Here is a 13,298-nt window from a genome sequence, read left to right as displayed (position 1 = left end):
CCGTAACGTTTTTTTTCCATCCACACTAAAACTAGTTCAAAATCAGCGACACTAAAGCCCTAAGCGGTCTCTATGTTAACTTTAAACCATTTCCCATTCTCAGAAATGATCCAACAAAGATCCTTCATTGAATCAAAAACTACTAATTGAGACACTATCTAAGAAATTGGAAATTTACTGCCAATAAATTAACCCCAGGCATTTCTGCCTTGGGTCAAAGTACATAGGTCCTGCATCAAAGAAATGCGGTGAGCTTTTCAATATCCAGGGTTCTGGTGGTCTTTTATATTAGGATTAGTAATCAATTCATTTTTCGGAATTGGGAACAGCTTTAAGTAATCACCTTCCATATAACTGTTATCACCGATGTTTAACTTTTTGTAGAAAAAGTAGCTTCGCTCCTTAGCGCCTTTAACTGCCTGTGCATAAATATTCCAGCGAACCAGGTCAAATCTTCTTTGTCCTTCAAAGAACAGCTCTCTATGGCGCTCTTTGCGAAGTTCTTCACGCAATTCTACTTGTGTTATGGCAGTTGTATTACCAATGCCGGCTCTGTTTCTGGTCATATTGATATATCCTTTAGCTACATCAAGGTTTTTGCCCTGCTCGATGAGCGCCTCAGCATACATTAATAGAACATCAGAGTAACGCAACCACACAAAATCATTGGCCCCATTAGTTCCATTAACAAAATCCAGATATTTAACAATGAACTTCGTCCTTCCTGTAGGCGTACTATAGGGGTCATTAAGATCGTATACAATAAACGGACTTGCAGCTGTAGTGGGATAAGCGCCTTGCGTAGTACCTAAATTGGACTTTCTGCGCAAATCGACTTTGTTATATAACGCATTAGGCGTATTATCTGATGAGGCGATTGCATCGCTTGAGGGCATGAATCCCTGAGATCTGGTCCACAATCCCATACGGCTAAAGGACCAGCTACCGCCCACGGCAGATAATGTGGAATTACATCTTGTATAAAAAATTGTCTCGGTATTGAGTGCTTTATTGCCATCATTTGGCGATCTGGGAAACATATCACTGTAAACCGGCATAAATTTGTAGCCATAAGTTGCGCTATTGTCAATTACTTCTTTAAGTTTTTTTTCTGCTTCAGCATACATCTCTGTCATATTCATTGGAGCTCCGGCCATGGTAAGGTATACTTTTCCTAAGAGGGATTTTGCAGCACCTTTAGTGGCCCTCCCTCCATTGGCATCCATATAGCTATACTTATCGTCAAGGTCATTTTCTGCAATTTTAAGGTCTTCAATAATCTGATTATAAACAGCAGCCCTCGGACTTCTGCTGGGATACAGATCAGCAGTTGCTAATCCGGTAACTAACGGAACGTCTCCGTACCAGCGTACCAGATCGAAATAGCAAAAGGCCCTCATAAAACAAGCTTCTGCACGAACTCTTTTACTGAGCGCTCCCGCATTAGAAGAATTTACATAAATAAGAACTTCATTTGCACGAGTAATTGCCCGATAACGATTTGCCCACGTGTTTTGGAACAAAGAACTTTTATCATCCCAGGTCAATAAATTCATCCCGTCGCGTTCAGCAGTTGCCGTTCCTGTATAGAATGTATCATCAGCAGCCAACTCATTGAGAAAAAAAGGTTCAACACCAAGTACTTCACTTCTCAGCGCGGCAATATATACCGCATTTACAGCAGTGACAGCGTCAGTTGGGTTATTATAAAAATTGTCCGGGGTGATTAACCCTTTAGGGTCCTCTTCGAGAAACGTATCGCAAGACTGCATGCCCAGCGTAGTTATCACCAACATTATGGTCAATATCTTTTTCATATCTTAAAAATTTTGATTTTAAATATTAAAATGTAAAATTAGTTCCCACAGAAAACAGTTTGTTTAATGGATAACCTCCTGAATCTATCCCTCTTCCTATGGAACTATCGGCCGACGTTCCCATAGGATTTATCCCTTTATAACTGGTTAGAATCCATGGGTTCTGAACCGTGAAATATACTTTGATATTTTGTACATTAAGTTTTGAGACTAGATCTTTCGGGAAATTATATCCCAGGGTAATATTATTTATGCGCAAGTAAGAGGTTTTTTCAACATTGAAATCTTTGACTCTACCGGAATCTACAGTAGTACCAGCTATGGGAAAATGGGTAACTGCATTGTTCTGTGTAACGGCTTCTACTGTTTGTGCATCCATATCAGGAGTCAAGGCGCGATAGCGGGTATCAAAGTATTTATATGCAGTATTATTTCCTCCAACATTAGACATTCGGGCAAGAAATGCATTATAAGCAGTTGCCCCGTATGAAAAACTCATAAAAATATTCAGGTCAAAATTTTTGTAAGATAGATCATTGCCAATTCCACCGGTATATTTCGGAAGCGCACTACCGAATGACAGTAAGTCTCCATCATCTAACCTTCCATTATTATTAATGTCGTCAAAACGTACATCACCTGGCTTAACGCCAGGCTGAAAAGTAACTGGTTTTGTTGCCAGACTCTCTGCGTTCCAGACAGGCAAGGTACGAAAAGCATAAATCTCTGCAATTGGCTTTCCTACATACGAGCGACTAAGCCCGCCAACTTCTGAACCACTTTGAATAAAGGTAACATCACCTACGAGCCTGGTGAGTTTATTTTTATTGAACGCAATATTAAAATCAGTACTCCATTTGAACTCCTTTTTAAAATTAATTGTTGTTAAAGCAATCTCGAGTCCTTTATTCTCCATTGCCCCAACGTTCTGCGTTTGTGACGAAAAACCTAGAGTAAGCGGTGTTTGTGCATTATACAATAGCTTATCGGTATTCTTTTTATATACGTCAACACTTAGGCTAATACGATTTTTCAATACTGCCAAATCAATACCTAAATTAATTTGTTTACTTTCTTCCCAACTTAGATCCGGGTTAGGAGCTCTTGAAGATGCATAACCCGGATTTACAATGCTTCCAAAACCATAGTTCATGCCTCCCGATGAGAGTGTAGATAGGGTTGCGTAATTCCCTGAGGCCTGTCTGCCTACTATTCCGTAACTTGCGCGAAGCTTCATATCAGAGAGTATCTTAACTTTTTTCATAAATGATTCCTTAGTAACTCTCCATGAAACACCAATCGACGGAAAAAAACCAAACTTATTTCCTTGTGCAAATTTTGATGTCCCATCATAGCGGCCGCTTAATGTTACCAGATACTTATTAGCATAACCATAGTTCATACGGCCCAGAAATGAAGCCAACCGATTCTCTTCAGTACTACTTGAGGGAGGCAATAATACGGATCCTGCTCCAATATCATAATAGCCTGTAACATCATTGGGAAACTCACGACTCTCCGCACCAATGATCTTAGTAAGATAACTTTCTGCTGTAGCAGCTAATACACCATCTACACTATGTTTACCAAAGGAATTAACATAATTGATTCTGGCCTCGTACAGGAGCTTTCTTGCGATATTATCGCGAATGCTGGCCTGGCCTTTCCATGTTAATTCTACAGGAAGTGCGCGTGGGCGGTATGATTCACTAAGACTCTGGGAAGATATGATTCCCACTTTCCCCATTACGGAAAGATGCTTGTCAAAGTTATAGGTCAAATTGAAATTTCCAATAATCTGCTCTGAAGTATCTGCACTTTTATATTTATCAATAAGAACAAACGTATTATTGGCCGGTTCGTCTGTTATACCTGAAAGTACCTCAGTTTGAAGATTAAAACGAGATTTATAGTATATAGGTCCAAAAACAGGATCGAGATAAAGGGTGGTTCCATACTTATAATTACCAAGCTTATTATAAGATCCGTCGGGATTTAGCATGGGTACCAATGGAGAATAGGTTAAAGCACTTGAGAATAAAGAACTTCCAAAACTAGCGTTAATGGGAAATCCTTCCGTTACACTTCTGTTGTAAGTCAACGATGCACTAACTCTTAAGTTCTTTTTGACCTGACTTTCTATATTTACTTTTATCGCATTTTTATTGAAATCAGAGGCTTTATAAACTCCCTGCTGTCCCAATCCCTGGTAAGAAATATAGTATTTTGTTACATCGGAACCTCCTGAAATTGAAGCGTTAAAATCATTTACAATACCCGTGCGGCTAACTTCTTTAAAATGATCATAATATTTAAGATCCTTCATCTCCTCTGGTGTATAACCTACAACCATGCCCCTGGTTGCATTAAACTCATTAACAGCCAAAGCCTGATCCATTGCATTTAGCCTCTCGATAGGAAAATTGACATAGGAAAGCGAGCTGTTATAACTTAAATTAATCCGCGGCGCTCCTTTTTTTCCTTGTTTAGTTGTAATAAGAATTACTCCGTCGGCGCCTCGTGATCCGTAAATAGAAGTTGCCGAAGCATCTTTTAAAATCTCGAAACTTGCAATATCATTAGGATTGATACCAGCGAGCGGGCTTGATGCAGTTGCCGGGGCATAAGTACTGCCAGATGAAGACCCTATGGCATCAAAAGGGATCCCATCCACTACATATAATGGCTGTGAGGAACCCGAAATGGATGACATTCCACGGATCTCGACACTCAGGGCGGCCCCAGGCTGGCCTGAACTTTCTCCAACCACTACACCTGCTGCTTTTCCTGCTAGAAACTGTTGAAAGTTTGAAAAGGTCTTTTCTGAAATATCTTTGGTACTAATGGTCGATACCGCGCCTGGTATTTTACTCTTTATCATTTTGCCATAACCTACTTCTACTACTACTTCATCCATCATAATCATATCAGGCTTTAGTTTAATCTTAAAATTGCTGGCTGATGTAATATCTATCTCCTGACTGATATAACCTACAAAGCTAAGAGTCATAAACCTGGCATCCTTTGGGACAACAAGTTTAAAATTGCCATCCATATCAGTTAAGGTCTTTATTGTTGTATTTTTTACAACAATATTTACACCAGGGAAAAATTGACCAGTTTCATCGGTGATATTTCCCTTAATCTCTTTTTGCTGAGCGAATATGGCGGTGCTGAGCAAAAAAGAACAAATAATAATTAGTTCTCTCATTTAATTTGGTTTTGGTTGGTTAGTATTAATCTTTTATATCTAGTGGATATTTTTCTTCTTCAAATAGCGATAAATCAGAAACAAAGTTTCCTATTAGACACTTAGCTTCTGCTGCTATTGTTCATTGAAACAAACAATTTCAAATAACGCTGCAGGTACATGCGCTGAGGGATGCTCAAACTTAAACTTTAATTCTAAAAATTCCTTTTCACTTTGCAGCTTTATGTCATTTATGGTTTGATAATTTCCTGTCTTTTCATACACTAGCTGGTCATCCTGATCAAATACTTTATAGTTTTGTATACAAAACGGAATAATATTCTCGGGATGTCCCATCAGCAGATTCTCCATTGGATGGTCGTAATCAGTATCAAAAAATAATCGTATTCTATTTATTCTCTGAGGGCTATCCCACATTAGTTTTACTTCAGGGGCTGTGTCTTCCAGGCTTGCTGCCCACGCATTTGATTTTAAATAAGGGCGTACAAACCCATTATTTATATGCTCCTTTTTAAATAACGCAATCGGGGGAGAAACGCTAAAGGCAAGGTTTCTGCCATTTGGACGTCGCTCGGGTGTCCAAAATTCAAAAGTATCAAATCCACTTCCCTCAGGAGGCTGTTGAATTCCATTGTTGGAAACTGCTTTATTAACTTTTTGGATCAGAGACAGTGTACCGGTAATTCTTTTTTCACTTGTCAATATCTTTACTTTTTCATTGGGCAAAAACTTTAAAAAAACGTACTGGTCTGTATCAATGGTATTTTCAAAAGAAAAATTTATATAATTTGAGTATGATAATTTATCTAGATGTGCTGTTTGCGTGGCACCTTGAGATGCTGGTACAGTTATTTCCAGTGCTTCAATAATGGTATCAGGAGAATAATTTCCCAATTTGGATGATTTTACCAATTGAACCTCTAATGTAGTTTGCTCCGGGCTCATGACCAAAAATTTAAACTTGTATTTAGTATTGGCATTTAAAGGAAGTACCTGAATAAATCCCTGATTTAAATCAGTCCACTGACCATTAAAAGGCATTTCTGCAAATTCATATGTACTGGAAACCTCTATAGATGGCCGCTGCACATTTAGCTCCGTGAAATCTATCGCTTTTCCTTTAATACTTTGTCCATTTAAATTGAGTTTATTTTGAACCTGTCCAAGGTACTGCGGTTGTAAAATCTCTCGTGTCACTAAATTATTCTCAAAGCAAATAACTGCAGCCTGCCCTGCGGCCTGCGCAGCATGTGCACAAGTTGCCATTACACGTGTAGAGCCGAAAGCAACATGAGTGGCACTGATAATTCTTCCTGCCAGAAATAGATTGTCAATATTCTTACTTATTATTGATCTATAGGGAATATCATAAATTCCTTTGGAATGATACTGATTGCATCCGGGTAGCTTACTGTAAACTCCGTCACCGGGATGCAGATCAATTGCCCAGCCTCCATATGCAATTGCATCGTCAAAATTTTGCTGAGAAACAATATCCTGCTGTTTTAGTATATAGTCCCCTTCAAACCTTCTGCTTTCGCGTTTACCTGGAATGGTCCCTACCCATTCCAAAGTCAGGTGTTCAGCTTCGGGAAAGTTTCCGGAATTTTTAATATAATCCCATACGCCATATACAATTTTCCAAAGTTCCCATTTAATATTCTCAGATTCCACAATGGTATCCTCTTCACGACCTCCGTATTCAAACCACCAAAACTGACAACCCTGCATGGAACTTTGTATGGTTTTATAACGTGGAATTTGAGTGATATCCTTTAATGCAAATGCTGGAGCTATATATTTTACAGGTTTCCCCGTGTCTTTACTATAAAAATAGATAGTATGCCCGAGCATTTTTCCATATTCCTGATCCGGAGCAAACAATTCTCCAAATTCTTCTTGAGTTTCTGCTCCCATTCGAAAAGACGCTCCCGCTAGAAAACCTAAAACGCCATCTCCAGAGGCATCTATAAAGAATTTTCCACTAATGAAAAATTCCGTTGATGTTTGACTGCAAAAGGCGCGTACAGTCTTTATTGTTGTATCTTCTTTTTCTGAGACTTCAAAAACTGCTGTATTTAATAACAATGTTATATTGGGCTCATTGCTTACTTTTTCCAGAAGGATTATATCAAAAATAACCGGATTACCTTCCTGATTGCGGTACAGATTCTCCACAAGAATCTCATCAATGATACCGCCTTCCCGGGCCCACCGATTATTGTTACCCATATGCGAAGTTGCACCTAAAATCCACATCCTAACCTCTCCTGATGCATTACCGCCCAAAACAGGCCTATCCTGCACTAAGATAACATTCAATCCTTCACGTGCTGCAGTTAAGGCCGCACAGACACCTGCTATTCCTCCTCCAACTACAACCAAATCACGATTGTATTTTATTGTATTATTTGATCTAACTTCTTTTGATTGTTCTCCTAGAATCATTTAATTTTTATTTTCTGTTTGATAAAAAAGACCAAATAAATAGCGCTGAGTACATCTCCACACTGCTGGGTTTCGGCTAAAGAAACCCCTATTGGCTCAGTAAAACTATATAGATAATTTTTTCCTGACTCAACAAATCCAAAAAATATTTACGGAAACGTTTCCGAAAACGCTTTCCATTTACGGAAACGTTTTCGTGATTTTATTACTACTCATAAAAAATAAAGAATATCATAAAAAAATATAAAAATTAATATATATTATATATCTTTCGCTCTTAAAAAAGTAAAAATCACAAAAAGCAAGCATTCATAAAGAAAAAAATCCATAAACACATTTTTATAAGACTCTTTTGAATGATGGTATGAAAAAAATTAGAAATTTTGGCCTATCTTTACAAGGTAAGAAGTGTATACGATAAATTTATTAACCATTAATAATAACGTTTTTTTTATTTCCATTTAAAAAAAGCACATCGACACTTCCGCCTGTGTACTTACACATGAACGGCAAGATTTAAAAAACTCAAAAAAAATGCTATATCTCTTAATTGGTATACGAAAATAAAAACTTCAAATTCTATTGAATCAGGTACAGTTTGGATAAGATCAATTTCAATACATTTTAGGCAAGTATGAAATTGAAACCTATTTTGATAAGTTTGTTTATGGAATCCAAACTATTGGATTGTGGAAAAAAATTGCAGCATACAACGATCATGATACTAAGTATATATCGTTCACCCATAGAAATAAATAACAGGAAAAATAAAATGACTTTTTAATAATTTCAATCAAAAACAGTAAATCAATTAGTCCATAATTTTAATTTCATACCTAAATGAAACACGTCTCCATTAAAGATGTAGCTAAAGCACTTAACTGCTCCGTATCTACCATTTCCAGAGCTCTTAATGATAAATATGATATTCGCCCAGAAACACGTGATAAAATCATTAAAGCTGCAAAAGAGATGGGGTACTCACCAAATCCTATTGCCCGAAAATTAACTCAAAAGCAAAGTTACAGTATAGGTGTGGTGATCCCCGAGTTTGTCAATTCCTTTTTTCCGGAAGTCATTATTGGAATTCAGGAAGTCTTCTTTAAAAAAGGCTATCAGGTACTAATAATGCAATCCAATGAACAATATGAATATGAATTGGCTAATTTAAAAAGATTGGTCGATAATTTTGTTGACGGAATTATTATTTCCCTGACTAAAGAATCAGATAACCTCACTTTTATTCGTGAGCTAATCGAAAGGAATTACCCGTTGGTTCTCTTCAATAGAGTTGACGAATCTTTAGAGGTTTCAAAAGTGATATTTGATGACTATAAAATGACTTTTTTAGCTACTGAGCATCTCATTAGTCAAGGGATAACAGATTTGATGTATCTGGGAGGACCTATCCATTTAAGCTTATCAAAAAACAGACGCAGAGGCTTTATGGATGCGCTCAATAAACACAAACTACCCACATTTAGTAGTCAAATTATTGAAACAGAATTTTCACTGAAAAGCGGAGAAGAAATTGTTGAAAAACTTATTAGTGAAAACAAAGTTCCCAAAGGGCTTGTGTGCATCAATGACCCCATTGCCATCGGGGCTATTAAAGCGTTGAAGAATCACGGATACAAAATACCCCAAGATGTAGCCCTAATTGGTTTTTCTGAATCTCCAATGGCATCAATCATTGAGCCCTCGTTGTCTTCTGTATTACAACCCACCCGAGAAATGGGAAAACTAGCTGCTGAGCTATTATTAAAGCAAATTGAATCAAATTCTGTTGTTCCTATGACTGAAACGATTATTCTGCCCGGTACTATAAACATAAGAGAATCCTCCAAAATAACTCATGATGTGTAAACCAAGGCAATTCTGTATCTCTTAACCCGTTTTTCCTGAAGATTTTTTACCGGGTCTGCTTTTTGGTAAACGCTGATCAGATACCGGGCTAGCTCTTTTAAAAATCTTTGGGACAACCTGTTCCTGAATTAGTGCAAATTACAATATCTAACTCAGGATCAGGATATATGAAAAATTGCAGCTCTTGTATTTACAGAGATTCCAAGGGGTAACTTTTTTTTTCAAAATTTATTCCTTAAGTAATGCGGAGTCATTACGCGCAGCAGCCTGCGTTACTCTATTTTGTATAAGCCACAGCGTGTTGTTTACTGCTGCCCAGTCCATCCATCCCCAATTCGATTACATCTCCTTCTTTGATGTAAATTGGATCTGGTTTTATTCCTAAACCAACTCCCGGAGGCGTTCCTGTACTAATGATATCACCTGGAAGCAAGGTCATAAACTGGCTTAAATAATGTACTAAAAAGGGGATCTTGAATACTAAATTCGAGGTATTACTGTTTTGGAATTTCTTTCCGTTAACTTTTAACCACATTGGTAAGTTATTCACGTCTGTTATTTCATCCTGAGTTGCCAAAAAGGGTCCGAGTGGTGCAAATGTATCACAGCCTTTTCCTTTTGCCCATTGTCCGCCACGCTCAATCTGAAAAGCTCTTTCGCTGTAATCATTAAGTAAAGCATAACCGGCAACATAATCCAAAGCATCGGCTTCTTCTATGTAACTTGCTTTTTTGCCTACAACAAAAGCCAACTCAATTTCCCAATCTGTTTTCTCACTGTTCTTTGGGATTATCAAATCATCATTTGGTCCGCATAAAGAGGTTGTTGATTTAAAAAAGATAATAGGCTCCGTTGGAATTGGCGCATTGGTTTCTAAACAATGATCTACATAATTCAGTCCAATACAAATTATTTTTGATGGTCTGGCCACCGGAGAACCTAAACGTACATTGGCATCTACTTCCGGTAAAACCGGATTACTTTCTAATGCTTTTTTTAATTTCTCTAATCCGTTTTCTTCAAAAAACGTTTCGTTGTAATCCGTTACTATTGAAGAGACATCCAATCTTTTTTCTCCTATTAAAATACCCGGTTTTTCTTTACCGGTTTCTCCAAATCGTATTAATTTCATTTTTATTATTTTTAAATATATTATACCTCTTTATTTATTAAGACAATTACATGTGTCACTTATTCTATTACATAAATCGTGGCGCTTCTTGCGCCGTGTGCCCCTATTACCAATGACTGTTCGATGTCGGCAGTTTTAGAAGGTCCGGCTATAAATGCTCCAAAACCTTCTTTTGCAACATCCAGTTTTTCATAAGCCTGATGTAGCGTGTTTACAATGTTTTTTTTCTTGATTACCAAAATCAAATGCTGGCATATAAAAGGAACGAGCCTGTTGATCATTTGACTTTCAAAAACCCAAACCGCTCCATTTTCTGCCACTCCAATTGTACCTTCAACATACGCTTTTTCGACTTTTTCTAATTCAAATGCTGATAAAAAAGCGACTTGATTATCAACTTCTCCTAATGCGTTTATAGTATTTACAATAAAATTGCCGTTTGCTTTATCGGCAGTTAATCGGTCTTTTAGCACTGCTATATCCGAAATCAGTTCTACTTTACCACCAATGCTTTCCAATACTGTTTTGAACTGGATAAAAGCATTTTCATATTGAATAACCTCCGAAATAGTAACAACAGGAAGTTCCACCCGTTCAGGCTGATTCATCGCTATGGCATTCAATATTTTTTCTCTTGCGCTCATACTCTTTTGTTCTCTGCTGTCTTATTTTTTATTTTTCCCGTTTTTTTAAATACCAATCCCGGAATGATTCCTTGGGAGCTACAGGCATTTCTCTTTGTTTGTACCAGACATTTAATTTATTATTGACCATAAACGGAAACAAATGCATCACTCCTCTTCCCATTTTTCCCGCCAAACGATAGACTTTAGGGTTCGAGAATATAAAATTCATTCCCTTCATGCTTACTTTTTTACTTGTGGTTACATGTCCTTCGGCAACAATTACTTGTCTCCATTTCCATAATTGCTCATGAATATTGATTTTAACGGGGCATACGTTGGTACAACTGCCGCATAAGGTTGATGCGAAAGGCAAGTCGGCATTGGCTTTCATGTCCAGATTTGGATTCAAAATAGAACCTATTGGTCCTGCAACGGCGGTATGATAACTATGTCCGCCACTTCTTCGGTATACCGGACAAGTGTTGAAACAGGCGGCACAACGGATACATTTTAAGGAGTTTCTGAAATCTTCTCTTCCCAATTGTTTGCTTCGGCCATTATCTACAATCACGATATGCATTTCCTGATTGGGTCTTGGTTTGTGAAAATGACTTGAATAGGTCGTAATAGGCTGACCTGTGGCGCTTCTGGCCAATAATCTCAAAAACACAGCTAAATGTTCTGCTTTTGGAATTAGTTTTTCAAAACCCATGCAGGCAATGTGTACAGGCGCTGTATGTGCTCCCATATCGGCATTTCCCTCATTGGTACACACTACAAAACCACCCGTCTCCGCAATCGCAAAATTAACTCCGGTAATGGCTAAATCTGATGCTACAAACTTATTGCGTAAGTGCTGTCGGGCTGCTTCGGTTAAATATTGTGGATCATTATTTCCTTTTTCTGTTTGCAAATACTCATGAAAAGTGGCGCTTACATCTTCTTTTTTTAAGTGAATAGCAGGTAATACAATATGGCTTGGCGGTTCTTTTCTGAATTGAACAATGCGTTCTCCCAGATCTGTATCCACGACTTCTATTCCGTTGTGCTGTAGATATTCATTCAGATGACATTCTTCGGTTAACATACTCTTGCTTTTGACAATCTTCTGAATACCGTGTTTTCTGATAATTTGATGAATGATCTCATTGTGCTCTTTGGCATCTGAAGCCCAATGCACTTTTAGACCATTGGCTGTTGCTTTTTCTTCAAATTCTTTTAAATAATTAGAAAGATTAGAAAGCGTATTGTTCTTGATCTGTGAACCCCATTGTCTTAATTGCTCCCATTCCGGTAAACCATGAGCAGCCTTATCCCGTTTCTCACGAACAAACCACAAAGTTTCGTCGTGCCAGTCGGTTCTTGGCTCGTCAGCTATAAACTTTTCCGCTAATGCAGTGTGTTTTACCGTCATCTTTTTATATTTATTTTAATCTTTACTAAAGACTAATTGCATTTTTTTATAACAAACTATTCAATATTTCAGCAATATGAATGGTTTTTACCTTACTGCCTTGTCGTTTTAATATTCCTTCAAGGTGCATCAAGCAGCTGGTATCTCCTCCTGTGATATAATCAACCTCATTATCGTTGTGTTCTTTGACTCTGTCCTTACCCATTTTTACGCTTACTGCTTCTTCAAACACGCAAAAAGTACCACCAAAACCACAACATTCATCATTTCGTTTGGGTTTAATAAGGGTAATGCCTCTGACCATACTTAATAATTGTTCGGGTTTCGAAAATTCCGGCAGCATTCGTTCTGTCATCGAAGAAAGGTTTAATCCTCTCTGTCCGTGACAACTGTTGTGCATCCCAACTTTATAAGGAAAGCTGGCATTTATATTTTCTACTTTTACAATATCGGTTAAAAATTCAGTGAGTTCATAAATCGAATTGCGAATATGTGATGTTTCCTGAGGATGTTTCGCATCATGCAAATGTTCTTTTACATGCAAAACACAGCTTCCTGAAGGAGCTACTATATAATCAAACCCGGTAAAATTTTCAACAAAATTACTATTGCATCCCTTACTCAAACTTGCAAAACCACTATTGGCCATCGGTTGGCCACAGCAAGTCTGCTGCAGCGGAAAAGTGACCTCGCAGCCTAATTTTTCTAATAGCTGCAAAGTTGCAATACCCACATTGGGGTAAAACTGGTCGATATAGCAGGGAATGAATAAAGCAACCTTCAT

8 protein-coding genes are annotated in these 13,298 nt (G+C 37.7%); 1 reads left to right on the top strand and 7 read right to left on the bottom strand.

Annotated features, from left to right (window positions below):
- Positions 1–257 precede the first annotated feature (257 nt).
- The 3 genes from ACHRWY_RS04420 to ACHRWY_RS04410 form a co-directional block, all read right to left on the bottom strand.
- Complete coding sequence (locus ACHRWY_RS04420; RefSeq protein WP_395352911.1) at positions 258–1,817, bottom strand: RagB/SusD family nutrient uptake outer membrane protein; 1,560 nt, start codon at positions 1,815–1,817, stop codon at positions 258–260.
- A 25-nt stretch (positions 1,818–1,842) separates the two neighbouring features.
- A complete protein-coding gene (locus tag ACHRWY_RS04415; protein ID WP_395352909.1) occupies positions 1,843–5,028 on the bottom strand; it encodes a SusC/RagA family TonB-linked outer membrane protein in 3,186 nt (1,061 codons plus the stop codon).
- A gap of 114 nt (positions 5,029–5,142) precedes the next feature.
- Positions 5,143–7,476 (bottom strand): FAD-dependent oxidoreductase, encoded by a 2,334-nt coding sequence (locus ACHRWY_RS04410; RefSeq protein WP_395352907.1) that lies wholly within the window; start codon positions 7,474–7,476, stop codon positions 5,143–5,145.
- Between the two features lie 840 nt (positions 7,477–8,316).
- Between ACHRWY_RS04410 and ACHRWY_RS04405 the strand changes: the two genes are divergently transcribed.
- Positions 8,317–9,342, top strand: coding sequence for a LacI family DNA-binding transcriptional regulator (locus ACHRWY_RS04405; protein WP_395352905.1), 1,026 nt, complete (start codon positions 8,317–8,319; stop codon positions 9,340–9,342).
- Between the two features lie 277 nt (positions 9,343–9,619).
- On the opposite strand, the gene ACHRWY_RS04400 is transcribed toward ACHRWY_RS04405, so the two are convergent.
- From ACHRWY_RS04400 to ACHRWY_RS04385, 4 genes are read right to left on the bottom strand one after another with little or no spacing between them, the layout of a single operon-like run.
- Complete coding sequence (locus ACHRWY_RS04400) at positions 9,620–10,474, bottom strand: fumarylacetoacetate hydrolase family protein (protein WP_395352902.1); 855 nt, start codon at positions 10,472–10,474, stop codon at positions 9,620–9,622.
- Between the two features lie 59 nt (positions 10,475–10,533).
- Positions 10,534–11,118 carry a lactate utilization protein C gene (locus tag ACHRWY_RS04395; protein ID WP_395352899.1) on the bottom strand — a complete coding sequence of 195 codons (585 nt, stop codon included), beginning with the start codon at positions 11,116–11,118 and terminating at the stop codon, positions 10,534–10,536.
- 28 nt (positions 11,119–11,146) lie between these two features.
- Positions 11,147–12,514: a lactate utilization protein B gene (locus tag ACHRWY_RS04390; protein ID WP_395352897.1), complete on the bottom strand. Its 1,368-nt coding sequence runs from the start codon at positions 12,512–12,514 to the stop codon at positions 11,147–11,149.
- Between the two features lie 46 nt (positions 12,515–12,560).
- Complete coding sequence (locus ACHRWY_RS04385; protein ID WP_395352895.1) at positions 12,561–13,298, bottom strand: (Fe-S)-binding protein; 738 nt, start codon at positions 13,296–13,298, stop codon at positions 12,561–12,563.

The organism is Flavobacterium sp. FlaQc-48 (assembly GCF_044007335.1).
In the GTDB taxonomy this organism is placed as follows: Bacteria; Bacteroidota; Bacteroidia; order Flavobacteriales; family Flavobacteriaceae; genus Flavobacterium.
This window is presented reverse-complemented; position numbering and strand designations above follow the sequence as displayed.

Excerpts from the sequence above, each read along its gene's own strand:
- ACHRWY_RS04410 (WP_395352907.1), bottom strand. The coding sequence starts at position 7,476 with ATGATTCTAGGAGAACAATCAAAAGAAGTTAGATCAAATAATACAATA.
- ACHRWY_RS04385 (WP_395352895.1), bottom strand. The coding sequence starts at position 13,298 with ATGAAGGTTGCTTTATTCATTCCCTGCTATATCGACCAGTTTTACCCC.
- ACHRWY_RS04400 (WP_395352902.1), bottom strand. The coding sequence starts at position 10,474 with ATGAAATTAATACGATTTGGAGAAACCGGTAAAGAAAAACCGGGTATT.
- ACHRWY_RS04395 (WP_395352899.1), bottom strand. The coding sequence starts at position 11,118 with ATGAGCGCAAGAGAAAAAATATTGAATGCCATAGCGATGAATCAGCCT.
- ACHRWY_RS04420 (WP_395352911.1), bottom strand. The coding sequence starts at position 1,817 with ATGAAAAAGATATTGACCATAATGTTGGTGATAACTACGCTGGGCATG.
- ACHRWY_RS04415 (WP_395352909.1), bottom strand. The coding sequence starts at position 5,028 with ATGAGAGAACTAATTATTATTTGTTCTTTTTTGCTCAGCACCGCCATA.
- ACHRWY_RS04390 (WP_395352897.1), bottom strand. The coding sequence starts at position 12,514 with ATGACGGTAAAACACACTGCATTAGCGGAAAAGTTTATAGCTGACGAG.
- ACHRWY_RS04405 (WP_395352905.1), top strand. The coding sequence starts at position 8,317 with ATGAAACACGTCTCCATTAAAGATGTAGCTAAAGCACTTAACTGCTCC.